At 66.4% G+C, this 24,731-nt stretch carries 22 protein-coding genes; 10 read left to right on the top strand and 12 right to left on the bottom strand.

Going from position 1 to position 24,731, the window contains the following annotated elements:
* Positions 1–63: 63 nt before the first annotated feature.
* A complete protein-coding gene (locus SBI20_RS13695) occupies positions 64–939 on the bottom strand; it encodes a methylenetetrahydrofolate reductase (RefSeq protein WP_317975548.1) in 876 nt (291 codons plus the stop codon).
* A 97-nt stretch (positions 940–1,036) separates the two neighbouring features.
* Complete coding sequence (gene ligM / locus SBI20_RS13690; protein ID WP_317975547.1) at positions 1,037–2,443, bottom strand: vanillate/3-O-methylgallate O-demethylase; 1,407 nt, start codon at positions 2,441–2,443, stop codon at positions 1,037–1,039.
* A 117-nt stretch (positions 2,444–2,560) separates the two neighbouring features.
* On the opposite strand from ligM, the gene purU reads away from it, so the two are divergent.
* The 3 genes from purU to SBI20_RS13675 all read left to right on the top strand — a co-directional run bounded on the left by purU (position 2,561) and on the right by SBI20_RS13675 (position 4,794).
* Positions 2,561–3,415, top strand: coding sequence for a formyltetrahydrofolate deformylase (gene purU / locus SBI20_RS13685; RefSeq protein ID WP_317975546.1), 855 nt, complete (start codon positions 2,561–2,563; stop codon positions 3,413–3,415).
* Positions 3,416–3,671: 256 nt separating this feature from the next.
* A complete protein-coding gene (locus tag SBI20_RS13680; protein ID WP_317975545.1) occupies positions 3,672–4,181 on the top strand; it encodes a hypothetical protein in 510 nt (169 codons plus the stop codon).
* 91 nt (positions 4,182–4,272) lie between these two features.
* Complete coding sequence (locus tag SBI20_RS13675) at positions 4,273–4,794, top strand: MarR family winged helix-turn-helix transcriptional regulator (RefSeq protein WP_317975544.1); 522 nt, start codon at positions 4,273–4,275, stop codon at positions 4,792–4,794.
* 28 nt (positions 4,795–4,822) lie between these two features.
* Here the strand turns inward: SBI20_RS13675 and rnhA are convergent, their stop codons facing one another.
* Genes rnhA through ispH form a run of 3 tightly spaced genes read right to left on the bottom strand, consistent with a single transcriptional unit; the run spans position 4,823 to position 7,256 of the window.
* A complete protein-coding gene (gene rnhA, locus SBI20_RS13670; protein WP_317975543.1) occupies positions 4,823–5,254 on the bottom strand; it encodes a ribonuclease HI in 432 nt (143 codons plus the stop codon).
* Positions 5,251–6,246, bottom strand: a complete 996-nt coding sequence (thrB, locus tag SBI20_RS13665) for a homoserine kinase (protein ID WP_317975542.1) — start codon at positions 6,244–6,246, stop codon at positions 5,251–5,253. Before thrB ends, rnhA begins: the two co-directional genes overlap by 4 nt.
* Before the next feature lie 14 nt (positions 6,247–6,260).
* A complete protein-coding gene (gene ispH / locus SBI20_RS13660; protein WP_317975541.1) occupies positions 6,261–7,256 on the bottom strand; it encodes a 4-hydroxy-3-methylbut-2-enyl diphosphate reductase in 996 nt (331 codons plus the stop codon).
* A 230-nt stretch (positions 7,257–7,486) separates the two neighbouring features.
* On the opposite strand from ispH, the gene SBI20_RS13655 reads away from it, so the two are divergent.
* Genes SBI20_RS13655 through SBI20_RS13645 form a run of 3 tightly spaced genes read left to right on the top strand, consistent with a single transcriptional unit; the run spans position 7,487 to position 10,790 of the window.
* Positions 7,487–8,161, top strand: coding sequence for a hypothetical protein (locus SBI20_RS13655; RefSeq protein ID WP_317975540.1), 675 nt, complete (start codon positions 7,487–7,489; stop codon positions 8,159–8,161).
* Positions 8,162–8,218: 57 nt separating this feature from the next.
* Positions 8,219–9,982 carry an arginine--tRNA ligase gene (argS, locus tag SBI20_RS13650; protein ID WP_317975539.1) on the top strand — a complete coding sequence of 588 codons (1,764 nt, stop codon included), beginning with the start codon at positions 8,219–8,221 and terminating at the stop codon, positions 9,980–9,982.
* Positions 9,983–9,986: 4 nt separating this feature from the next.
* Positions 9,987–10,790 (top strand): SPOR domain-containing protein, encoded by an 804-nt coding sequence (locus SBI20_RS13645; RefSeq protein ID WP_317975538.1) that lies wholly within the window; start codon positions 9,987–9,989, stop codon positions 10,788–10,790.
* Between the two features lie 76 nt (positions 10,791–10,866).
* Here the strand turns inward: SBI20_RS13645 and SBI20_RS13640 are convergent, their stop codons facing one another.
* The 3 genes from SBI20_RS13640 to SBI20_RS13630 form a co-directional block, all read right to left on the bottom strand.
* Positions 10,867–11,661, bottom strand: a complete 795-nt coding sequence (locus SBI20_RS13640) for an enoyl-CoA hydratase-related protein (protein WP_317975537.1) — start codon at positions 11,659–11,661, stop codon at positions 10,867–10,869.
* Positions 11,658–12,725: an enoyl-CoA hydratase/isomerase family protein gene (locus tag SBI20_RS13635; protein WP_317975536.1), complete on the bottom strand. Its 1,068-nt coding sequence runs from the start codon at positions 12,723–12,725 to the stop codon at positions 11,658–11,660. The genes SBI20_RS13640 and SBI20_RS13635 overlap by 4 nt, the downstream gene beginning before the upstream one ends.
* 174 nt (positions 12,726–12,899) lie before the next feature.
* Complete coding sequence (locus tag SBI20_RS13630; RefSeq protein WP_317975535.1) at positions 12,900–14,189, bottom strand: sugar MFS transporter; 1,290 nt, start codon at positions 14,187–14,189, stop codon at positions 12,900–12,902.
* 412 nt (positions 14,190–14,601) lie between these two features.
* Between SBI20_RS13630 and adh the strand changes: the two genes are divergently transcribed.
* The 4 genes from adh to SBI20_RS13610 all read left to right on the top strand — a co-directional run bounded on the left by adh (position 14,602) and on the right by SBI20_RS13610 (position 20,327).
* Positions 14,602–16,122, top strand: a complete 1,521-nt coding sequence (adh, locus tag SBI20_RS13625; RefSeq protein ID WP_317975534.1) for an aldehyde dehydrogenase — start codon at positions 14,602–14,604, stop codon at positions 16,120–16,122.
* A gap of 148 nt (positions 16,123–16,270) precedes the next feature.
* Positions 16,271–16,669 carry a DUF779 domain-containing protein gene (locus SBI20_RS13620; RefSeq protein WP_317976143.1) on the top strand — a complete coding sequence of 133 codons (399 nt, stop codon included), beginning with the start codon at positions 16,271–16,273 and terminating at the stop codon, positions 16,667–16,669.
* A 191-nt stretch (positions 16,670–16,860) separates the two neighbouring features.
* Positions 16,861–18,042: an FIST N-terminal domain-containing protein gene (locus SBI20_RS13615; protein ID WP_317975533.1), complete on the top strand. Its 1,182-nt coding sequence runs from the start codon at positions 16,861–16,863 to the stop codon at positions 18,040–18,042.
* Complete coding sequence (locus SBI20_RS13610) at positions 18,039–20,327, top strand: hybrid sensor histidine kinase/response regulator (RefSeq protein WP_317975532.1); 2,289 nt, start codon at positions 18,039–18,041, stop codon at positions 20,325–20,327. The genes SBI20_RS13615 and SBI20_RS13610 overlap by 4 nt, the downstream gene beginning before the upstream one ends.
* Positions 20,328–20,397: 70 nt before the next feature.
* On the opposite strand, the gene SBI20_RS13605 is transcribed toward SBI20_RS13610, so the two are convergent.
* The 4 genes from SBI20_RS13605 to pedF all read right to left on the bottom strand — a co-directional run bounded on the left by SBI20_RS13605 (position 20,398) and on the right by pedF (position 24,687).
* The gene (locus tag SBI20_RS13605; protein ID WP_411911563.1) at positions 20,398–21,090 is read right to left on the bottom strand and encodes a response regulator; all 693 of its coding nucleotides are present in this window, start codon (positions 21,088–21,090) and stop codon (positions 20,398–20,400) included.
* Positions 21,091–21,338: 248 nt separating this feature from the next.
* Positions 21,339–23,102, bottom strand: coding sequence for a methanol/ethanol family PQQ-dependent dehydrogenase (locus SBI20_RS13600; protein ID WP_411911527.1), 1,764 nt, complete (start codon positions 23,100–23,102; stop codon positions 21,339–21,341).
* 257 nt (positions 23,103–23,359) lie between these two features.
* On the bottom strand, positions 23,360–24,244 hold the full coding sequence (locus SBI20_RS13595; protein ID WP_317975531.1) for a substrate-binding periplasmic protein: 885 nt from the start codon (positions 24,242–24,244) through the stop codon (positions 23,360–23,362).
* A gap of 5 nt (positions 24,245–24,249) precedes the next feature.
* Positions 24,250–24,687 carry a cytochrome c-550 PedF gene (gene pedF, locus SBI20_RS13590; protein ID WP_317975530.1) on the bottom strand — a complete coding sequence of 146 codons (438 nt, stop codon included), beginning with the start codon at positions 24,685–24,687 and terminating at the stop codon, positions 24,250–24,252.
* Between the last annotated feature and the right edge of the window lie 44 nt (positions 24,688–24,731).

Raw genomic sequence — 24,731 nt, 5'->3', positions numbered from 1 at the left:
AATGCGGCGACACAGCAAGGGCCTAACGGGACGGGACGCCGCGCTCAACTGCTCTCGTGCGGATCAGGTCTTGTTCTGGCGCTCCCACGCGGCGATCCATTCGACGGTCTTGGCAATGCCGCCAAACGGATAGAAATGCAGGCGCACGCGGCCATGTTCGGGCCCCAGTTCGCGCGCAAAAGCCCCGACCATCCGGTCGGGCCCGGCGCTGCCCAGCAGGTTGCCGAGCGAAACCCCGTATTTCTTCATCACGCTTGCCGAAGCGCCCACCCCGCACCGCGCGGCAAAGCCCAGCAGACGCTTGATCCCGGCAGGCCCGGGAACCCCGATCCGCACCGGCGCGTCGATCCCGCGCGCGCGCAAGGCCGTGAGCCAGTCGAGGACCGAGCGCGCGTCAAAACCGAACTGGGTGACGATCAGCGGCGCCATGCCGCGCGCGGTGATCGCCGCGACCTTGTTTTCGATCGCCGCCCAGCATTGTACCTCGCTCATCTGCGGATGCCCGTCCGGGTGGCCGCCGATACCGATGGCGGTGATCCCGGCACGCTCGAAGGCGCCCGTGGCGATCAGCGCCGCACTGTCGAAAAACGGCCCCTGCGGCTCTGGCGGGTCGCCCGCGACGACAAAGCAGCGGCGCACCCTGGCCTGCTCCACGACAGCGGCCAGATAGGCCTCGAATTCCCCGGCATCGACGATCCGCCGCGCCGAGAAATGGGGCATCGGTTCGCACCCCAGCGCCCGCACGGCGACAGCTGCGGCCACCCTTGCGGCAAGCGCCTCGCCGGGCAGCCAGGGGATCGCGATGGGGGTTTGCGCCGGGATCATCGACGCGGCCTCGTGCAGGGCCCCGATGTCGCGCGCGGTCATTTCAAGCGAGAAGCCTTCGGTGATCCCCACCGGGGTCCGCTCCCAGTTGGGGTGGAGTTGTGCATATCCCATGGCGCATGCCTCTCCCTGATGGATCAGCCAGATGGAGTGGCAAGACGGGCGGCGGCCTTCCCGGCAAGGATGGCGCCGCCCGTCTTCCCGGTCAGGATCAGGCCACTTCGGCGGTGCGCCAGCCTTCGGCATAGGCCTCGCGCGCGACACGGCTGTAGGGCACCGGCGAGACGATGGCGCGCACCGCGATCTGCTTGTGCGGTTCGACGGTGGTCTTGGCCGTGCCACCGTTTTCCTCGCCCCAGACCACGCGCACTTCGCTGCCCACGGGGATCGACGGGTCGATCGTGGCGAGGCTGAGCGCCTGCTTCTCGTTGTAGGAATAGCCGGTGAACATCGAGAGGCCCACGGTCTTGCCCGCAGCGTCGATCACCCGGTCGTAGTTCGACGAGGCATAGTTGGCGAGCGGCACGTCGAAGAACTTGTACTGGTCCCCATCGGGATTGAACAGCGAGGCCATGATCGTGCCCATGTCCTCCGGGTGCCAGGCCAGTGTGACCTTGCGGCGCTGGGCGGCCGGATCAAGCGCGGCAAGCGCCTCGCGCCCGTGGAAGTCGTGGTCGAACTTCACGAACGGGCCATAGCCCAGCTCCCAGGGGTTGAGGTAATAGTCCTCGATCGAATCCCCGACAAACGAGCCGCCGATCGAACCGGTCGCCTCGTAGCTGTCGGCGCTGAGCCATTCGCGGAAACCCTTGAGCTTCTCGCCGGTGTAGATCGCCGGGAGCGGCGAGGGAATCCAGCCCGATTCCAGCGTGTTCGAAGGATAGGCGCGGCTGCCGCAGGCAATCAGGCCAAATTCCTTGCCCGCCTCCAGAATGGCCGCGCGGATTTCCTCCTGCTGGTCATAGGGGCCCCAGATTTCCAGCCCCGGCGCGCCCGACATGCCATGGCGCAGCGTGCGCACGGTATGCCCGGCGATGTGCATCGTGCTCATGTTGAAGAATTTGAGCTGTTCGAGCGGCCCGCCATGGAGCTTCTCGATCACCGCCCAGGCCTTGGGCCCCTGAATCTGGAAGCGCCATTCCTTGCGGACCACGGGCTTGCCCATCGGGCGCATCGGCGAACGGTCGTCGAGTTCGATCTGGCAGTCATAGCCCCCGGTCGCGGCATGATAGCGCAGCCAGTTCGAGGCCGGGGCGCGGCCCACGTAGGTAAACGATTCAGCCTCTTCCCAGAAGATGATGCCATCGCCGATCACATGGCCATAGGGCGTGGTGGGCACATATTGCTTGGCCTTGTTCACCGCCCAGCCCTTGGGGCTGTTGATCATCGTGTCCGAAAGCAGGCGCAGCGCGTCCTTCCCGCGGATGTAAAGGTTCACCATGTGGTGCGACTGGTCGAACAGCACCGCCGAATGCTGCCAGGCCCATTGCTCGCTCCGCCAGTTGGAAAATTCCGGCGCCACAACTGGATAGACATAAGCGCCAAGCTGCGAATTGCGCAGCATCTTCACGATATCGGGCACCGAGCCCAGCAGTTGGTCAAGGTTGGTCGCGGCCATCAGATCATCTCCCGAATGAAATTGGCTTGTTTGATTTTGTATGCAACACATACGATATTCCGACAGATTCGCAACGCCCAAACAGCAAAAAACACCAGATCGGGAGAGACACGCCTTATGACCGCCCCCCTTGTGCTGACCTTTTCCTGTGCCGACGTGCCCGGCATCGTCGCCAGCGTGACCGGCACCCTGTTCGAGCAGGGCGCCAACGTGCTCGAAGCCCAGCAATTCGATGATCAGGAAACCGGGCGCTTTTTCATGCGGGTCGTATTCGATCCGGGGGAAAAGAATGCCGAGGCCCTGCGCGCCGCCCTTGCCCCGCTGGCCGCGCGCCATGGGATGGAGTGGGGCCTGCGCGACACCACGCACAAGCGCCGCGTGGTGCTGATGGTCTCGAAATTCGACCATTGCCTGGGTGATCTGCTCTATCGCACGCGGATCGGCGAACTGCCGATGGAGGTCGTGGCGGTTGTCGGCAACCACCCGCGCGAGGCGCTTTCGATCTCGCTGATCGGCGACATTCCCTATCATCACCTGCCGATCACGAAGGACACCAAGCCGCAGCAGGAAGCACAGATCAAGCGCATCATTACCGAAACCGGCGCCGAACTGGTGGTGCTGGCGCGCTACATGCAGATCCTGTCCGACGATCTGGCTGCGTTCCTGGCGGGCCGCTGCATCAACATCCACCACTCGTTCCTGCCCAGCTTCAAGGGCGCCAAACCCTATCACCAGGCCCATGCGCGCGGGGTCAAGATGATCGGCGCGACCGGCCACTATGTGACCGCCGACCTCGACGAGGGGCCGATCATCCATCAGGATGTCGAGCCCGTGACCCATGCCGACCGGCCCGACGACCTCGTGCGCAAGGGCCGCGACATCGAGCGCCGCGTGCTGGCCGAAGCGGTCCGCCTTCACCTCGAAGACCGCGCCCTGCGCAACGGGAACAAGACCGTCGTGTTCAGGAGTTGACGCAAGCCGATGCCCCAAGGGGCGGGCCAGCGCGCTTTTCCCGTCGCCAGTCCGCCCGCCTTGCGCTAGGGATCCCGCAGGGGACCAGGGAGTGCAGAAAGCGCAAACCTTGGACATGCCGACCGACCGCCTGAAATCGATTGCCCGTGCAACGCCCCTTGCCGCGGCCTTGCTGTGCCTGCCATCCATGCTGGCCGCCTGCCACCGGCCCGCTCCGACTCCAGTGTCGGGCCCAGTGTCGAGCCCTGCGTCAACAGTGGCCGATACACAGCCCCCCGTGATCGCGCCCGGCGATCAGGCGCCCGAAGACAGCGCCGCGCCCTTTCGCGACGCGAGCCTCCCGTCCGATCCTGCCGCCTTTGCCCGCGCGCTGTTCGCCGACGACGGGATCGACGAGACCGTCTGGCTCAACGGCGACTTGCGCACCCGCTATTTCACCCCCGAACTGGCCGGCCTCGTCGCCGACACGGTCCACGACGACCCCACCCGCCTGCAATCGAATCCCCTGTGCCTGTGCAGCGCGCCCAAAGCCCTCGCCCCCACCGTGACCGCCACCGTGCTCGACGCCGACCGCGCACTGGTCCATGTGAAGGTTGCCCGCACGGGCACCACCGAAAGCCCGACCATTCCCCTCATCCTCGTGCTCTCGCAGGAGCCCGAGGGCTGGAAGCTGGCCGATGTGCTCTATCCCCAAAGCCACGAGAGCCTGCGCAAGATCCTCGCCAAGGCCAATGCCGACGACCTCGAAGTGCGCGCGCCAGTATGAAAAATGCCTATCCCGGTGTGAAGAACCCCGGCAAAGTCATGCCGGGGCGCTTGCCGCTGGCGCAACGCTTGCCATAATGGCCCCCATGAGCATGCGCGCGCCTTCCCTTCCCAGACCTTCTGTCAAATCGCCGGTCGATCTTCCCCGCAACACCATGGACGATGTCGACCCCGACGCCGCCCTGCTGGTCGACGTGCTCAAGCTGGCGACCTTCGTGGGCGCCCCGTTGCGCGGGGGCGTGGCCGAACCGCTCGGCCTTGCGCCGACCGACTTGCGCATCATCCTCGCGCTGGGCGGCGATGGCGAACTGGCCGGACACGAACTGTCCGACCTCATGGGTGTGCCGCCGATGAACGTGAGCCGCGCGCTCGTCTCGCTGCGCGCCAAGGACCTGATCGAGCCGGTCGAAGACCCCCACAACCGCCGCCGCAAGCCGTTCCGCCTGAGCGCGCAGGGACAGGCCATGTTCGCCCGCTCGGTCCCTGCGATGGCCGAGATGGGGCGGCAGCTTTTCGCCGATTTCGGCGCCCGCGACCGCGCGGCCTTCCGCCGCGCCGCCGCGCGCCTGCTCGCCCGCATGACCCCGTGGGAAGCCCCGCCTTCAGCAGACTGAGCCCCCGTCAGGTCACGCCAGACTTTATTCAGGCCGCGCGGGCGGCGTCGCTGGCAAGCTTGTCGACGCGCTCGTTCTCGGCGTGGCCGGCGTGGCCCTTCACCCAGACCCAGTCGATCTTGTGCGGACGCGCGGCGGCGACCAGCGCGCGCCACAAGTCCTCGTTCTTGACCGGCTTGTTGTCGGCGGTCTTCCAGCCGCGCTTCTGCCAGCCGAAGATCCACTTGGTGATCCCGTCGAGCACATACTTGCTGTCGGTGTGGAGCGTGACCTGACAGGGCTGGGTCAGGGCTTCGAGCGCGCGGATCGCGGCCATCATCTCCATGCGGTTGTTGGTCGTCTCCGGGTCGGAACCGGACATTTCCTTTTCATGCTCGCCCATGCGCAAGAGCGCGCCCCAGCCGCCCTTGCCCGGATTGCCCTTGCATGCGCCATCGGTGAAGATTGCAACCGCCTTCATGCCGCAAAAACCCCGGCGTTGGCCGGATCGGCATAGAATTCGAGGCGGCGGGCAAAGGCCATCGGGTCCTTGCGGGTGACGAGGGCATCGGCGGGCGTGTTGAGCCAGTCGAACGCGCGGCTCATCGCAAAGCGCATCGCGGCGCCCTGCGCCAGCACCGGCAGCGCGGCGCGCTCGGCAGCGGCAAGCGGACGCACGGCCTCATAGCCTTCGAGCAGGGCCTTGGAGAGATCGGGCCGGAACGTCTGCCCGCTCGCGTCAAAACACCAGGCCGCGTGGGTGACGGCCAGGTCATAGGCGATGATGTCGTTGCAGGCGAAGTAGAAGTCGATCAGCCCGGTGACCGTATCGCCCTGCATCAGCACATTGTCGGGGAAGAGATCGGCGTGGATCACCCCGGTCGGCAGGCCTTCGGGCCATTCGCGCGCAAGGCGGGGCAGATGCTGCGCAACAAGGGTGCCGAGCGCGGGATCAATGCTGGTCAGGCCCTCCTCGCCGCAGGCCTGTGCCAGACGCTGCCATTCGGCAAGGCCCATGGCATTGGCGCGGGTGGGCGCATAATCGGCAGCGGCCCCATGAAGCCCGGCCAGCGCGGCCCCCACCGCGCGGGCCTGCGCGGCGGTCGGCTCGCCCAGGCTCACGCCGGGCAGGAATTCGATGAGGGCCAGCGCCTTGCGCCCACGCGGGGTATCGACCTCGCGATAGAGCGCGCCCTCGCGGTCGTGGATCGAGCGCGGCACCGGGCAGCCGCGCGCGGCCAGATGGTCGAGCAGGCCGAGGAAATAGGGCAAGTCCTCGATCTCGATGCGGAATTCGTACATCGTGAGGATGAAGCGGACCGTCTCGCCCGGATGGTCACCGGCTGTTTCGATCAGCCAGTTGCTGTTGGAGACGCCTTCGGCAATGCCCTTGGCGCTGACGAGATCGCCCAGGCCATAGGGCGCGAGCAGCGCGGCCATGTCCTCCGCGCCGAGGTGGGTATAGACAGCCATGAAACCTTGAACTTTCAGCCGATGAGTTGGCGGGGAAGCTTGAACACCATGTGTTCCTCGGTGGTGGTCACCGTTTCTTCGGTGACCTCGCGCCATTGCGCGAGCCGCGCGACCACTTCGCGCACGAGCACCTCGGGAGCCGAGGCCCCGGCGGTGATGCCCAGCGTCTCGACACCGTCCAGCCAGGCCGGGTCGATGTCGTCCGCGCGCCGGATCAGGCGGGCGGGCGTACCCTCGCGCTCGGCCACTTCGACCAGCCGCACCGAGTTCGAGCTGTTGGGCGCGCCGATCACCAGCAGGAGCTGGCTGTGCGGGGCAATCGCCTTGACCGCCGCCTGCCGGTTGGAGGTGGCATAGCAGATGTCTTCGGCGCGCGGCCCCATGATGGCGGGGAAACGCGCCCTGAGCGCGGCGATGATGTGCCGGGTATCGTCGACCGAAAGCGTCGTCTGGGTCAGGAAGGCGAGCGGCAGGTCGGCGGGAAAATCGAGGGCTGCAACGTCCTCGACCGTCTCGACCAGCGTGATCACGCCTTCGGGCACCTGCCCCATCGTGCCGATCACCTCCGGGTGGCCATGGTGGCCCACGAAGAGGATGTGGCGCCCGGCCTCGACCTGGCGCTGGGCCTGGCGATGGACCTTGCTGACCAGCGGACATGTCGCATCGAGCCAGTCGAGCCCGCGCTGCGTGGCTTCCTCCGGCACGACCCTGGGCACGCCATGGGCGGAAAAGACCACCGGCTTGCCATCGGGCACTTCGTCCAGTTCCTCGACGAACACCGCCCCCTTGATCTTCAGATTGTCGACCACGTAGCGATTGTGAACGATCTCGTGGCGGACATAGACCGGCGCGCCATAACGCTCGATCGCGCGTTCGACGATCTCGATCGCCCGGTCGACCCCTGCACAAAAGCCGCGCGGGGCGGCAATGAGCAGGCGCAGCGGCGCAAGCTGCCTGCCTGGGGTGGCGACAGAGGCGCCTTGCTCGAAATCCGGGATGTTGACGGTCATGTCCGTGTCCTTAGCAGCCAGACCGGGGCAGGTAAAACGCGCCGTGGCCCGCGCCGCAAATCGCCCAAAGAAAAGCGCGGCGAAAAGCGCGGCGAAAAGCACCCTGATCCGGGCAGCGCCATTGCCCAAGCGCCGGGGGCTGGGTAGAGGAGGCGCTGCACGTCTTTGTTGCACACCCAGTGGGTGGCCCCTGTCGGCTGCCGATGCGCATTTTTAAGGATCCTGCCCTGATGACCGCCAAGCCCCGCGCTCTCACGCTTGCCAAGGCCCTGATCGGCACCACGCTGCTGGCAGGCGCGCTGGCAGGCTGCACCAAGAACTCGGGCGAACTGGTGATCGAGGACGGGGTCGGGGTCACGGCCCTGCGGTCGGCCTGCCCGATCGTCGAAATTCCCGAAATGACCGGCGACGTGACCCTGTTCACCGATCCGGCCCGCACCGATTCCGGGGCGCTCGATCTGGTCGCGACGATCACCAACGTGCGCAGCACCTGCAACGACCAGGGCGATCCGGTCACCAGCGACGTGACCTTCGATGTCCTGGCCCGCCGCCTCGACACCCACGGCGCGCGCCATGTCGAACTGCCCTATTTCTCGACCGTCATGCGCGGGGGCACCGCCGTGATCGCCAAGCGCGTGGGCACGGTCTCGATCGACTTCGCCGACGGACAGGACCGCGCGACTGGCCATGGCAAGGCCGGGGCCACTGTCGAGCGCGCCGCCGCCAGCCTGCCGCAAAGCGTGCGCAACCGCCTCGAACGCAAGCGCCGCGCGGGCGAGGCCGACGCCGCCGTCGATCCGCTCTCGCTGCCCGAAGTGCGCAAGGCCATCGCCAGCGCGACATTCGAACACCTGATCGGCTTCCAGCTCACCAACGCCCAGCTCGAATACAACGCGCGGCGTTGATGCAGGCCTGATGGGCGCGGGTTTCCAAGCCGGGCCAAGTCCGCTATTCGCGCGGACATGACCACGACTAGCCCCGTTGCCGCCCAGACGCTGTTTGCCCTTTATGCCGGCGTGATCGACGCCGCGCTCGATGCTCTCGAAGCGTCGGGCGCCCTGCCCGCGGGCCTGCCGCGCGGCGCGGTGACGTGCGAACCCCCGCGCGATGCCACCCACGGCGATCTGGCCACCAATGCCGCGATGGTGCTGGCCAAGCCCGCGGGCACCAACCCGCGCGCGCTCGCCACGCTGCTGGTCGAGGAACTGGGCCGCCACGACCGCGTGGTCTCCGCCGAAATCGCCGGTCCCGGCTTCATCAACTTGCGTCTCGCGCCGCAGGCCTGGCTCGACGAACTGGCGCTGATCGCCGCGCGCGGGGCCGATTATGGCCGCTCGACGCTGGGCGGGGGCACGACCGTCAACATCGAATATGTCTCGGCCAATCCGACCGGGCCGATGCACATGGGCCATTGCCGCGGCGCGGTGGTGGGCGATGCACTGGCCGCCCTGCTCGAATTTGCCGGGCACAAGGTGATCAAGGAATATTACGTCAACGACGCAGGCGCGCAGGTCGACGTGCTGGCCCGCTCGGCCCATGTCCGCTACCGCGAAGCGCTGGGCGAAGATGTCGGCGCGATCCCCGAAGGGCTCTATCCGGGCGACTACCTCGTGCCGCTAGGCCAGGCGCTGGCCGCCGAATATGGCGACCGCTTCGTGGGCGCGCCCGAGGCGGACTGGCTGGTGCCGTTCCGCAAGCAGGCCGTGGCCGCCATGCTGGTGATGATCAAGGCCGACCTTGCCAAGCTGGGCATCGTCCACGACCTGTTCTCCTCGGAAGCCGAACTTCAGGCCGCCGGCAAGCCCGAGGCCGCCGAAGCCTGGCTGCGCGCGCACGATCTGGTCTATGACGGCCATCTCGAAGCGCCCAAGGGCAAGACCCCCGAAGACTGGGAGCCGGTCGAGCTGCCGCTGTTCCGTTCGACCCGTTTCGGAGACGACCAGGACCGCCCGATCAGGAAGTCGGACGGCAGCTGGACCTATTTCGGCGCCGATCTTGCCTACCACTTCCAGAAGGCCGAGACCGCCGACGCCCTCGTCGACATCTGGGGCGCCGACCACGCGGGCACCGTCAAGCGCATCAAGGCCGCCGTCGCGGCGCTGACCGGCGCCGAAGGCAAGCCGCCCAAGCCCTTTGAAATCAAGCTCGTGCAGATGGTCCAACTGCTGCGCGACGGCCAGCCGGTAAAAATGTCCAAGCGCGCGGGCAATTTCGTGACGCTGGCCGATGTCGTCGACGAAGTGGGCAAGGACGTGGTGCGCTTCACCATGCTCACCCGCAAGCCCGACGCGCAGATGGACTTCGACTTCGCCAAAGTGGTCGAAGCCTCGAAGGACAACCCGGTGTTCTATGTGCAATATGCCCATGCCCGGATCTGCTCGACGCTGCGCAAGGGCGCTGCCGAAGGGTTCGCCCCGTCGGCGGACAATCTGAACCTCCTGGGGGACGAGGAACTGGCCATGGTCAAGCTGGCCGCGCAATTGCCGCGTATCGTCGAAGGGGCCGCCATCGCGCGCGAACCGCACCGGATCGCGTTCTTCCTCTACGATCTGGCCGCCGCGTTCCACGCTTTCTGGAACTTCGGCAACGACAAGCCCGAAAAGCGGTTCATTGTGGCACAGGATCCGGCCGTAACGCAGGCGCGCCTTTTCCTCGCCACGCAAATCGGGCAGGTTATCCGTAACGGGCTGGCCCTGCTGGGTGTCGAGGCCGCTCAGGAGCTTTGAGGCAATGGTGAACGGGGCATTCTCGGGTCAGGACAGTAATCAGGACAGCGGGCAGGACGGGGGCCAGAGCGGGGGGCAGTTCGGGGGCGGGCAGCCGCAGGGGCCGGACACCTCGTTCGGGCACGAATCCCCCGCCGCCGGCGCGCTCGATCTGGGCTCGCAGGATCGCCTGCCCTGGCTCGAAAGCGCCGACGATGTCGATCAGGACGACGAAGGCCCCGACAATGGCCGCCTGATCGCGCTGGGCGTGATTTCGCTGATCGTGCTGGCCGCGATCGTGGGCGGGGTCTACTGGTTCACCCACCGCGAGGCGCCAGTTGCCGCCGCAGACGGCAGCCTGATCGAAGCCTCGCGCGAGCCTTACAAGGTCGCGCCCAAGGATCCGGGCGGCAAGACCTTCCAGGGCACCGGCGATTCGAGCTTCAAGGTCAGCGAGGGCGAACATCCCGCCGCCGATCTGGCCGCCGGCACGGCCTCGAACGCTCCTATCGCCCCGCTGGCTGCGGCCAGTGAAAAGCCTGCGGAGAAGAATGCGGCCAAGCCTGCCGCCCCGGCTCCGTCCCCGGTCGTCAGCGGCGTGGGCGTGCAGGTCGGCGCCTTCTCCACCCAGGCCCTGGCCGAAACCGGCTGGTCCAAGCTCGTCGTCGCGCACGAGGAACTCAAGGGCATCAACCACCGCGTGATCGCGGGCAAGGCCGACATCGGCACGGTCTACCGCCTTCAGGCCGTCCCCGGCGATCTGGCCTCGGCCAATGCGCTGTGCAGCAAGCTTCAGGCAGGCGGGGTCAAGTGTCAGGTCAAGCGCTGAGCGCCGCTGAATACCACAACCACCTGATACAAGGGGGGTGAAGGGGCCGGTCAGCCCCCTCCCCTGCCCCTTTTTTCTACTTCCCCTTCCAGACCCCGGCGCGCTTTTCGACGAAGGCGGCCATGCCTTCGGCCTTGTCCTGTGTCGCACACAGCACCTGGAACGTGCGCCGCTCGGCCACGATCCCCTGATCGAGGGTCGTCTCGAAGGCGAGGTTGACCAGTTCCTTGACCGCAATGGTACCCAGCGGGGGCATGGCGGCAATCGCCTGCGCGGTCTTGAGCGCTTCGGCCAGAAGCTCGGCCTGGGGGACGACGCGGCTGACGAGGCCGCTGCGTTCGGCTTCGGCGGCATCCATCATCCGGCCCGTCAGGCACATTTCCATGGCCTTGGCCTTGCCCACCGCGCGGGTGAGACGCTGCGAGCCACCCATGCCCGGCGCGATGCCCAGGCGGATTTCGGGCTGGCCAAAGCAGGCATTGTCGCTCGCGATGATGAAATCGGCCATCATCGCCAGTTCGCAGCCGCCGCCCAGCGCAAAGCCGTTGACGGCCGCGATCCACGGCTTGCGCGTGGCCTTGACCAGATCGCGCGTCCATCCGGCGAAGAAATCTTCCGCGAAGAAGTCGGCGGCGGGCTTCTCGGCCATCTCCTTGATGTCGGCCCCGGCGGCAAAGGCCTTGTCGCCGCTGCCGGTGATTACCGCGCAGAGCTGGGCGGGATCAGCCTCGAAGGCGGCGAAGGCCTGCGTCAGGTCGGCCAGAACGTGCGAGGAGAGTGCGTTGAGCGCCTGGGGCCGGTTGAGCGTGAACAGGGTGACCGGGCCGTGGCGTTCGACCAGAATCGTTTCAAAAGGCGTTTCCGGGGTCATAGCGGTGTCCATTCCTCTTCATGCGGCAGGGGCGCGAAAATCGCCTCGACCATGCTGTCCTCGACATCCTCGGGCCGGGCAGGGTTCCAGCGCGGGGCATTGTCCTTGTCGATGATCACCGCGCGCACGCCCTCGGCGAAATCGGGAGTGAGCATCACCCGCGCCGCGATCCGGTATTCCATGGCCATGTTGGCGGCGAAATCGGGCAGCGCGAGGCTTTCCTGAAGCTGGCGCAGCGAGACCGTGGAGGAGAGCGGCGCGCGTGTCTTCAACGTCGCCAGCGTCTGCGTGGCCCACGGCGAAGGATCGCGGCCCAGCGAACGCCAGATCGCGGCCAGCGTATCGTGCACGAAATGCCGGGCGATGTCGGGCGCATAGGCCGCAAGCGGCGCCGCGCCGGGGTGAGTGGCCAGATCGTCGAGCACCGTGGCGACGGTCTCCCCGCCAGCGATCCGCTCCTTGGCCAGCGCCAGCGCCTCGTCGGGCAGGAAATGCGTGGCCAGCCCTGCCCAGCAGCATTCCGCGCCGTCGAGCCGCGCGCCGGTCAGCGCCATGAAGTGCCCCAGCCGTCCCTTGAGGCGCGAGAGGAACCAGCCCCCGCCTACATCGGGAAACAAGCCGATCCCGGTTTCGGGCATGGCCAGCCGGGTGCGCGCGGTGGCCACCCGCCAGCGCGCGGGCAGCGACAGGCCGACCCCGCCGCCCATGGTGATCCCGTCCATGAACGTGATGATCGGCTTCACATACGTGAACATCAGGTGGTTGAGGCGATATTCGGCGAGGAAGAACGCGCGGCCTGCGGCCCCGCCATCTTCGAGCGCGGACTGGCGCATCATCGCGATGTCGCCCCCGGCGCAGAACCCGCGCGAAAGGCGCGGGTCGCCATCCGGGGCAACGGCATGGTCGATGATCACGGCGGTGATCGAGGGATCGTCGCGCCAGGCCAGCAGGGCCTCCGTCATGATCTCGACCATGGGCTGGTTAAGCGCATGGAGCGCGCGCGGCCGGTTGAGCGAGAGCACGCCCGCCTGCCCGTTGCGCCTGACCAGAACTTCGCCCGTCATCCCGGACCATCCTTTCCCGTTCGCGCCGTCCCCCGGCGCCTCTCGCCGCCCACGATAGGACCCCCGCCCCCATCGCGCAAATGCCCATAATCGCCAGAGAGTTGCACAGTGCAAAAAAGGGGCCGCAGCGCTGGCTGCGACCCCTTTTTGGCCGTAATTCGAAAGACCCGGAGATCAGGCCGGACGGCGGGCGTACCAGCCATAGCCGGCGATCACGCCATAGCAGACCGCCGGAACGGCCAGGGCAATCGCCAGGCTGCCGCTCATGTCGGCAACGCTGCCGGTCAGCAGCGGCATGACCGCGCCACCAAAGATCGCCACGTTGATCAGGCCCGAACCATCCGCCGCGCGCGAACCCAGCTTTTCGCAGGCGAGGCTGAAGATCGTGGGGAACATGATCGAGTTCATCAGGCCGATGGCCAGCAGCGCATAGCCCGAAACCAGCCCCACGCTCTGGGTGGAAAGCAGGATCAGCGCAATCGCGCCCAGCGCATTGAACGCCAGCACCTTGCCCGGCGAAACCGCGCGCAGAACCGCCGAGCCCACGAAGCGGCCGATCATCGCGCCACCCCAGTAGAAGCTGATCAGCTTGCCCGCCGAAGCCTCGTCCAGACCCATGACATGGGCCTGCTTGAGGTAGCTGACGATCAGCGAGCCGATCGATACTTCCGCGCCGACATAGAGGAAGATGCACAGCGCCCCCAGCCCGAAGCGCGGACGCTTGAGCAGGTCGAAGCCGATCAGGCTGGCGTCCTCGTCGTGCTTTTCAACCGGCAGGCGGTTGCGGAACATCCACACCGCGCCCGCCACGATTGCCAGCACCACCGCAAGGCCAAGGTAGCCCTTCACGATCGCGAAGCTTTCCGCGGTGCGGTAGGCGTCGAGCGCCGGACCCGAGAGGTCGGCAGCGGTGACCTTGGCCAGACTGCCCAGGATCAGCGCCGAACCGGCAAAGGGAAACAGCGTGGTGCCCAGCGCGTTGAACCCTTGCGCGAACGTCAGGCGACCAGCCGCCGTCCTTGCGGGCCCGAGCAGCGAGATCAGCGGGTTGGCCACGACCTGCACGACCACCACCCCGCTCGCCAGCACGAACAGCGCCAGCAGGAACACGGCATATGTCGCGCTCTGCGAGGCCGGGATGAACAGCAGGCAGCCCACCATCATCGCCAGCAGGCCAGCCACCGCGCCGCGCATGTAGCCGATGCGCTTGACCAGCCGCGCGCCGGGGATGCCGATGACGGCATAAGCGGTGAAGAAACAGAACTGCACCAGCATCGCCTGCGTGTAGTTCAGCGTAAAAAGCTCTTTCAGCTTGGGGATGATCACGTCGTTGAGCGAGGTGATGCCGCCAAAGATGAAGAACAGGCCCATGACGAAAAGCTGCAACTGCGGTGCGTCGACATGGGAGGCATTCTGGGTGCCTTCGGGATTTTTGCCCGTCGCAAGATCGGGAGCAAGCGCCATTTTGTTCTCTCCAAACTTCCTCTTTCGCCCTCGACTGAACGGTCCTTTTGCGGGGACTCGTGCGGGTAGACCGCCCCTGACAGCGCGAGGCATGACAGCGATGCCACATTGTGAGCCCGAGCGCCAATGCAAACCGCATCAAGAGTTGTGGAAGCCGCCCTGTTGCGTCCCGTTTGCACCATCAGTCGGGGGCAAGCGCACCCTATACCCTTGAAAACCGGCCCCGCCCGATCCTTCGAAGGCCGGGGTTCGACCCAAGGTACAATTGCCCGGACACGCCGCGATGCGCATCTTTCACCAGGAAGCGCGGCGCAAAACCCGCGCAGAGTCATGTCGCAATGCGTCGAGAGCAGCACCCTTGCCTGCCTGGCCGCATTGGCGTCGCCAACCGGCGAATTTCAAGGAGAGGCCCATGTTGCAGGAAGCCATGTCCAAGTTCTCGGCCAAGAGCCCGATCAAGGAAAAGTTCGACAACTTCATCGGCGGCAAGTGGGTGGCTCCCGTTCGCGGCCAGTATTTCGACAACGTTTCCCCGGTGACCGGCAAGCCCGTGTGCCAGGTGGCACGCGGCACGGCCGAAGACATCGAACTGGCGCTCGATGCGGCGCACAAGGCCCGCGAAAGCTGGGGCCGCACCGCGCCTGCCGAACGCGCCCGGATCCTGCTGCGTGTCGCCGATCGCCTTGAGGAAAACCTCGACCTGCTCGCGATGGTCGAAACCATCGACAACGGCAAGCCGATCCGCGAAACCACCGCCGCCGACGTGCCGCTGGCGATCGATCACTTCCGCTACTTCGCCGCCTGCATCCGCAGCCAGGAAGGCTCGCTGGGCGAAATCGACAACGACACCGTCGCCTACCACTATCATGAGCCCCTCGGCGTCGTCGGCCAGATCATTCCGTGGAACTTCCCGCTGCTGATGGCCGCGTGGAAGCTGGCCCCCGCGCTCGCCGCCGGCAACTGCGTCGTGCTCAAGCCGGCCGAACAGACCCCGATGTCGATCCTCGTCCTGGCCGAGCTGATCGCCGACATCCTGCCCGAAGGCACGCTCAACATCGTCAACGGCTTCGGCGTCGAAGCGGGCAAGCCGCTGGCCACCAGCAAGCGCATCGCCAAGATCGCGTTCACCGGCGAAACCTCGACCGGCCGCCTGATCATGCAGTACGCCAGCGAGAACCTGATCCCCGTCACGCTCGAACTGGGCGGCAAGAGCCCGAACATCTTCTTCGCCGACGTGATGGACGCCGACGACGACTATTTCGACAAGGCCCTCGAAGGCTTTGCGATGTTCGGCCTCAACCAGGGCGAAGTCTGCACCTGCCCGTCGCGCGCGCTCGTGCAGGAATCGATCTACGAGAAGTTCATCGAACGCGCGGTCGCCCGCGTGCAGAAGATCCGCCAGGGCAGCCCGCTCGATCCCTCGACCATGATCGGCGCCCAGGCTTCGAACGAACAGCTCGAAAAGATCCTGTCCTACATCGACATCGGCAAGAACGAAGGCGCCAAGGTCCTGACCGGCGGCAGCCGCGCTTCGCTCTCCGGCGATCTGGCCAGCGGCTACTACGTGACCCCGACCGTGATGGAAGGGCACAACAAGATGCGCATCTTCCAGGAAGAAATCTTCGGCCCGGTGCTTGCCGTCACCACCTTCAAGGACGAAGCCGAAGCCCTTGCCATCGCCAACGACACCCAGTTCGGTCTGGGCGCGGGCGTGTGGACCCGCAATGGCAACCGCGCCTATCGCTTCGGCCGCGAAATCCAGGCCGGCCGCGTCTGGACCAACTGCTACCACCTCTATCCGGCCCACGCCGCGTTCGGTGGCTACAAGCAGTCGGGCATCGGGCGTGAAACCCACAAGATGATGCTCGACCACTACCAGCAGACCAAGAACCTGCTGGTCAGCTACAGCACCAAGGCTCTCGGCTTCTTCTGAGCCCGGCTCGGAAAGCAACAGCGAAACGCGCCCCTGGCGGACACCGGGGCGCATTTCCGGGGCGGGTGTTTCAGGACATCCGCCCCGTTATTTTCAGGGCCTTTGCCGGGGCTGCATTGCGCGACAGGACAATCGCGACAGGACGATGATGACTGCCAACCTCCCTGCCCGCGTTGTCGCCACCAGCGAAGCCCTCGCCCTGATCGCCCGCCTGACCGCGCAGCACGGCCCGCTGATGTTTCATATCTCGGGCGGTTGCTGCGACGGATCGGCGCCGCTGTGCTTCGCGCGGGGGGAGTTCAAGGTCGGCAGGCAGGATTTCCTGCTGGGGCTGGTGGCAGGCGATGTGCCGGTGTGGATCGGTGAAAACACGTTTGCCTATTGGCGCCACACCCGCCTGATCCTCGACGCCGCACCCGGACGCGGCGCGGGCATGTCGCTCGAAACGCCCGAAGGCATGCGTTTCCTGGCCCTTTCCGAACTGCTGGACGATGCCGAGGCGGCCACGCTCGACGCCGCTGGCGAACCCACGCGCGGCGCGGATTGATCCGCTCCGTTCCTTTATTCCCGACACAGGCCCTCCCTGATCGCCCGCAAAAGCCAGATCACCAGCAAAAGATTGCGCGGAGATTGCCCGAATATTGCATTGTCCCCGCACCCCGTTAGAGACGAAGGGCTGCACACAGACAGCGGGCGGTTTTGGAGAGGACCGTGGATATTCGCAATTGCGAGGTTGGCGTGGCATCATCCCATGCATCCGATCCCTACGACGCCTTCGAGGAGATCACCCGTGCCATCGACCCGGCCACGCTGGCCGGGGCGCTGATGTTCTGCTCACACCGCTACGACCGCGAACGGCTGGCCCGCGCGGCGCGGCTGTGGTCGATGGAACGCTTCCCGATGATCGGCTGCACGAGTTCGGGCGAACTGACCGAGGCGGGCTATGACGAGGATTCGATCAGCCTGATCGGCTTTCCTTCCGACGAATTCCACATGGTCAGCCACCTGTTCGAAGACCTCACCCAGTTCGACGCAGGGGCCGCGCGCGCAGCCGTGCGCGATCTGGTGGCCCGCGCCGAACTGGGCAGCGCGAACTTGCGCCGCAAGGGCGGCGGGCCCGTCGATGCCCCGGTCAACCACGCCGCGCTGTTCCTCGTCGACGGGCTCTCGCACAGCGAGGAATTGCTGGCGATGACCGTACAGGAAGCGCTGGGCGAAATTCCACTGGTGGGCGGTTCTTCGGGCGACGGGATGCGCTTCAAGGAGACCGGGATCTTCTCGGACGGCGATTTTCACCCTGCCGTTGCCGCAGTCGCCATCCTCTCCACACGCCGCCCGCTCCATGTCTTCCGCCGCCAGCACTACAAGCCGGGCAAGCTCAAGATGGTGGTGACCGGCGCCGATCCGGGCGCGCGCTGCGTGACCGAGATCAACGCCGAACCGGCGGCGCAGGAATACCTGCGCCTTGCCGGTTCGCCCGACGCCGATGCCGCAGTGATCGCCGGGCCACTGGCCGATCCCTCGCGTCTCGACATGACGCTTTTTGCCGCCTGTCCGCCGATGGTACGCGCCGGGGGCGACTATCACGTCCGCGCTGTCCAGGCCGCCAATCCCGACGGCAGCCTCACGTTCTATTGCGCGATCGACGAAGGCATCGTGCTGACGCTGGGCGAACCGGTCGACCAGATCGAAAGCCTCAAGGCCACCATGGAGGACATTCGCGCCGCCGTGGGCGAGGTCGACCATATCATCGCCTTCGACTGCGTGCTCAACCGCATCAATGCCGAGCGCCGCCAGATCGGTCGGCTGGTCTCCGAAATCTACCGCCGCAATGGCGTCGTCGGCTTCAACACCTATGGCGAGCAGTTCCATGCGCTCCATGTGAACCAGACCTTCAGCGGGCTGGCCATCGGGCGATGACCGGCCAGCCTGCCCCCCGGCTTTCCGCTTCCGGCGCGCCCGCGCAACACGCCGATGCCCTCGCGCGGCTGGAATACGAGAACGCCAAGCTGCGCAAGATCAACGCCGCGCTGATCGACCGCGTCGAACGCTCGACCGACCTGTCGCATTCGGCCTTCTCGATGTTCGAGCGGGCGATCGCCCTCGAACAGCTCGTGCGCGACCGCACCCGCGAGCTGGAAGAGGCCATGTCCGAACTGGCTACGGTCAACGCCAAGCTCGCCAATGCCCACGCCAATGCCGAGGCCGCCGAGACCCGCCTGCGCGACGCCATCGAATCGATCAACGAAGGCTTCGCCCTGTTCGATGCCGAAGACCGCCTCGTCCTCTACAATGAAGCCTATGTCGGCTTCTGGCCCGCCGTGGCCGACCTGCTGGGCGAGCATCCCACGTTCGAACAGATCATCAGCCAGCTGGCCGAACGGCGCAGCCCGGTCAGCGCGCTGACCGCGCCCGACCGCTGGGCCTCCGACCGTCTGGCCCGCCATGCCATCGCCACGGGCGGCCACGTTCAGGCGCTGGCCGACGGGCGCTGGATCCAGATCAACGAGTTGCGCACCAGCGAAGGCGGCATCGTCGGCATCTATACCGACATTACCGAGGCCAAGGCCGAGGATGCCCGCGCCCGCGCGCGCGATCTGGCCGAACAGAACCTCGCGCTTCAGGCCCTGCTCGACAATCTGGTCGAGGGCGTGTGCATGTTCGACGCCGAGCGCAAGCTTACCGCGTGGAACGGGGCCTTGCAGCGCCTGCTGGGCATTGCCGGCGACGCGGGCCGCGAACTGCACCATCACGACGACCTCGTGCGGCTGTGCTCCACAACACTGGGGATGGACGGGGCCGAAGTCCTCGCCTGGCGTACCGAGGACGAAGTGGCGGTGCGCAACCGCCTGTGCCAGGTGGGCGACCGGATCTGGGAAGTGCGCACGACGGCCACCGCGCTGGGCGGGATGGTGGTGGGCCTGCTCGATGTGACCGAGCCGACCACCGCGCGCCAGTTGCTCCAGAACACCGCCGAAACCCTCGAACGGCGGGTAACCGAACGCACGACCGAACTCCTCTCGCTCAACCAGCGGCTGGCCTCCGAAGTGGCCGAACGCCGCGCGATCGAGGCCCAGTTGCTCGAAGCCAAGACCCTGGCCGAAGGCGCCAACCGCTCGAAGACGAGCTTTCTGGCCGCGGCCAGCCACGACCTGCTCCAGCCGCTCAACGCCGCGCGCCTGTTCATCGCCGCGCTCACCGAACGGCGCCTCGCGCTGCCCACGCGTGCGCTCGTCAACCAGGCCTCGACCTCGCTCAATTCGGTCGAGGACCTGCTCGAAACCCTGTTCGAGATCTCGCGGCTCGATGCCGGCGCGATCACGCCGGACCTCACCGACGTGAACCTGACCGCGCTGCTGGCCACGCTCCAGACCGAATTTGCCCCCACCGCGCGCTCGGCGGGCCTCGCCTTCGTGGTCGAACCGGCCAATGTCTGGGTGCGCAGCGATGCGCGCCTGCTGCGCCGCATCCTGCAAAACCTCGTCTCCAACGCGATCCGCTACACCGGGCATGGCGAAGTGCGCGTGAAGACCGACCACCCCGCCCCCGGACAGGTGCGGATCAGCGTGTGCGACACGGGGCCAGGCATCCCGCGCGACCAGCAGGAACGCATCTTCGAGGAATTCCGCCGCCTCGACACCAGCCACCGCATTCCGGGCAAGGGGCTGGGGCTGGCCATCGTGCGCCGCGCCACGGCGATGTTGCAGCATCCGCTCGAACTCGTGTCCGATGCGGGCCAGGGCGCGTGCTTCATGGTCACTGTCCCGCAAGGGGAGAGCCGGGCCGATACCACCCCGGCGCTGAGCAAGCCCACCCGCGACCGCGCGATCCAGGGCCGCCGCATCCTCGTCGTCGACAACGAAACACAAATCCAGCTGGGCATGGAAACGCTGTTGAGCGGGTGGGGCTGTCAGGTCATGGCCGCAGGCAGCGGCGCGGCCGCGCTTGCCCGGCTGGGCGACGAGCAGCCCGGCGTGATTCCCGATGTGATCATTGCCGATTTCCACCTCGACAATGGCGAAACCGGCGATCAGGCGGTTCACGAAATCCGCACGAAGCTGGGGCGCACGGTCCCCGCGATCATCATCTCGGCCGACCGCAGCGAAGAACTCAAGGCGCGCCTGTCAGGGCAAAAGCTGCCCCTGCTGGGCAAGCCGGTCAAACCGGCGCAATTGCGCGCCCTGCTGCAAACGATGATGCACTAAAGCCGCAATCCTTCGGCGCCCCGGACACGATCCGGGGCTCCGCGCGGCAAGGCCACCAACCAAAAAACCGTCAGTCGAAATGAATCCGGTTGGCCAGAATCACCGCCTGGGTGCGGCTGAACACGCCCAGCTTTTGCAGGATCGCCGAGACATGCGCCTTGACCGTGGTGAGCGAGACATCAAGATCGTGGGCGATCTGCTTGTTGAGCCGGCCATGGACCAGATGATGCAGCACGACCTTTTGCTGCGGGGTCAGCGTGTCGATCCGGGCGCGGATCTGGGCTTCTTCCTCGCTGACCGGGCTCTCTTCGAGCGCGATGTCGGGAATGTAGATTTCGCCCGACATGACCATGTGGAGCGCATCGACGATGGCCGCGCGCTTCATCGACTTGGGCAGGAAGCCTGCCGCACCAGCCGAGAGCGCCTCCTGCACGAGGGCGCGGTCGAAGCTGCCCGAGACCATCATCACCGGCACCATCGGGAAAGTCTGGCGCAATTGCACCAGCCCCGAAAGGCGCGTGGCATCGGGCATGTTGAGATCGAGCAGCACGAGATCGCATTCGCCATGCTGCGCCAGAACCGAGCAGGCCTCGGCGACACCGGCCGCTTCGAGAATGTCGCAATCCTCGAAAGTCACGGCCAGAAGACTGCGGAGCCCGTCGCGGACCAGCGGATGATCGTCGACGACGAGAATACGTTCAGGAGTGGCAGTTGCGGCCATCCCCGCACTATCCCCAGCCTTGCCCGAAAGGCAAGCGCCCATCGTGCGCGAACGCGAGGAGCCGCCCTTGCTGCGCACAGGACTTGCAAAAACCGGAGCGGCGAAGACCGGAGCGGCAAAGACCGGAGCAGCAAAAGCCGGGTCCGGGAAAAACGAAGGGTCGGAAAGATGTGCTGAAAACATGCTCTCTTCCCGACCCTGCGCGCCATAGGGGGGCCAGGCCGAAACCTGACCCGGAGCGTGGGGGCCGGTCGGAGGGACGGCGCCCTCCCTGTTCCAGCCCCGCGCCATCACTTGGGCAGCTTGAACACCCAGAGCGCACCGCCCTGGCTGATTTCCTTGAAGGTCTTGGCGACTTCACCGCCCCACAGCGGCACGGCGCCACCCCAGCCCGACATCACGGCGACGTACTGTTCGCCATCCTGTTCCCAGGTGATGGGCGAGCCGACCACGCCCGAACCGGTGTTGAACTTCCACAGTTCCTGGCCGGTCTTGGCGTCGAAGGCCTTGAGGTAGCCTTCGGGGGTGCCGGTGAACACGAGGTTGCCGCCCGTGGTCATCACGCCGCCCCAGAGCGGAGCCTTGTTCTTGTATTCCCAGACGATCTTGCCGGTCTTGGGGTCCATCGCGCGCAGGGCGCCGATGTGATCCTCGGCGATCGGCTTGATCGTGAAGCTGGCGCCCAGATAGGCCGCGCCCTTCTTGTAGGCGATCGGCGTGTTCCAGATGTCCATGCCCCAGTCGTTCGAGGGGATGTAGAACAGGCCCGACTGGTCCGAATAGGCCATCGGCATCCAGTTCTTGCCGCCCAGGAACGAGGGGCTGGCAAACACGGTCTTGCCCTTGGCTTCCGAGCCACCGGCCATGTCGGGCGCGCCCGGACGGTTGGCGTCGATGTAGTTGGGACGGCCGGTCTTGGGGTTGATGCCGTTGGCCCAGGTCGTCTGCATGACGAACTTGTTGGCGCTGATGAACTTGCCGTTCGTGCGGTCGAGCACGAAGAAGTAGCCGTTGCGGTCGGCCTTGGCGCCCAGCTTCATCGGCTTGCCGTTGATGGTGGCGTCAAACGGGATGAACTCGTTCACGCCGTCGAAGTCCCAGCCATCGTGCGGGGTGGTCTGGTAGTGCCAGACGATCTGCCCGTTGTCGGGATTGATGGCGAGAGTCGAGGAGGTGTAGAGGTTGTCGCCGGGGCGCAGGTGGCTGTTCCACGGGGCCGGGTTGCCGGTGCCGAAGAAGAGCAGGTTGGTTTCCGGGTCATAGGTCCCGCCCAGCCAGGTGGCGCCGCCGCCGGTCTTCCACAGGTCGCCCTGCCAGGTGGCGTTGGTCTTGCCGGTGATGCCGTTGGGCTTGCCGTGGAGCGTGCCCATGTGACCTTCGATCACCGGGCGCGTCCACACCAGCTCGCCGGTGTTCACGTCGCGCGCCTCGACCGAGCCGACGACGCCGAATTCACCGCCCGACGTGCCGGTGATGACCATGCCCTTGACGATGATCGGCGCGGCCGTCTGGCTGTAGCCGGCCTGGTAGTCGGCGGCGGTCTTGTTCCAGACGACCTTGCCGGTCTTGCGGTTGAGCGCGATGACGTGGGCATCGAGCGTGCCGAAGATGATCTTGTCGCCATAGATGGCCGCGCCGCGGTTCACCACGTCGCAGCAGGGCATGATGCCGTCGGGCAGGCGGGCGTCATATTCCCACAGCTTGTCGCCGGTGTGGGCATCGAAGGCGAAAACGCGCGAGTAGGAGCCGGTGACATAGATCACGCCGTCGTAGACGATCGGCTGGGCTTCCTGGCCGCGCTGCTTTTCACCGCCGAGCGAGGCGGCGAAAGCCGGGACCAGCTTGGCGACGTTGCCGCTGTTGATCTGGTTGAGCGGGCTGAAACGGTGCGCCTGCGGGCCCATGCCATAGGTGAGCACGTCGCCCGTGGTCTTGGCGTCAGCCATGAGGTCGGCGTCCCCCGGACCGGCAGCCTGGCCATCAGCAAGGGCAGGAGCCGCTACGGCCAGAGCCAGCACACAGGCTGCCGTAGCCTTCAAAAATCCCTTCATCATCACACCTCCGATTGAACGTTCGGCCTCTTGCCGGGCCGATCACGCTGGATCGCCATCGACGGGGGGCCACAGGGGGGCATGGAAGCTGGATACGGTCGGCGCCCCCCTTGCCCGCCCACCATGCATTGCAGACTATTGCCTCACCGCGCCCCGGCAATTGGACCTTGGCACTAAGTCTGGGGCACTAAGTCCGAAGCCTTACGTTCGAAGCCGAAGCGCCCGTTCACACCTTCGCAACCCGGTTTTCCGGCCGATCCTCAGCCCGCTGCCAGCGGGGCCGTCCAGGCCACGCCATAGGGCTTGCACAAGGCGGCCATGCGGCCATCCTTCTGCATGTCGGTCACGATGGATTCGAGCGCGTCGCCCAGCGTGCGGCTGGCCTCCTTCACGGCCATGCCCACGTCCCAGCCGGGCGCATTGAGTTGGGGAAGCGGCCCCTTGCGTTGCGCGAACTCCGAACCATGGTCGCGCAGGCCGAATTCGAGCTGGGCTCGCGTCGCCAGTGCCGCATCGGCATCGCCCTTGACCAGCGCCGAAACCGCCGCCGCCCCATTGGGAAAATGCACGACATCCTTGGCCAAAGCGCCGCCGAACTGCCCCATCAGGTAGTAATCGGGCACTGTCGCCAGTTCGACCGCGAGCTTGTGCCCACGGAACGCGAGCGGGGCAGCCTCGCACTGGAGGCCCTTGCCCGTGGCACAGGCCAGGCCGAACCCCTCGCGCACATAAGGCGCCACGATCGCGACCTGATCCTGCTGCGCGGCAAAGGCCGGATCGAACGGGACATGGAGCATGACATCGGCGGCCTGGAACCCCAGCAACCCGCCGCGCCACACGGCATTGCGCAGATCGTCCTCGACGCTTTCATCGGCAGGAAAAATGGCCAGATCGGCCCTCACCCCGAGCGCCTGCGCCAGGGCCCGGCCCAGATCGGCGTCGATACCCCGGATCTGCCCGCCCTCGTCCCACGACCAGGGCGCGTTGTCCTGATAGATCGCCACGCGCAACACGCCATTGGCCTTGACCTTGGCGAGCGGCGCGGCCTGAACCCCGGCGGGGGCGAGAGCCATGGCGCCAGTCGCCAGAGCCCCGCCCAGAAGGGCACGCCGGGTTACCGCCGCCGTGCCTTCTTTACGCGCCATCGGGATCACTCCTGATGGACAGTTTCGAGCCAGGCACGGATCGCCCAGCCAGCCTTCTGGCCCAGCACCTCGCCCATCGGCGGCATGTAGACCTTGCCGTCGCGGACCGAACCGTGGTGGTAGCGCTGCACGAACCATTCGTCGCCGCTGTCGCCCAGTTCGAGATAGCGCAAGTCGGGCGCGATCCCGCCCGAGATCGCCTCGATCCCGTGGCAGCGCGCGCAGTTCTGCGCATAGGCATGTTCGCCGATCTTGATCGCCTCGGCATTGCCGCGATAGGGGTTGTGCTCGATCCAGGTGTCGTTGTTGGGCTGGATGTCGGGAAGAGCGCTCGTATCGACAGCCTGCGGCGTCACGTCGCCATGGGCAAAGAGATGAGGCGCGCCGGCCAGGGCAAGCACCCCGGCTGAGGCTGCCAGCGCCAGTCGTCCGGTGATCTTCATCGCGTAATTCCCTTTTCCTCGAATCTTCTGCTCTGGTCAGTCCC

Source organism: Novosphingobium sp. IK01, from assembly GCF_033242265.1.
In the GTDB taxonomy this organism is placed as follows: domain Bacteria; phylum Pseudomonadota; class Alphaproteobacteria; order Sphingomonadales; family Sphingomonadaceae; genus Novosphingobium; species Novosphingobium pituita.
The sequence above is the reverse complement of the archived record's forward strand: the minus strand, read 5'-3'. Positions and strand labels throughout refer to the sequence as shown.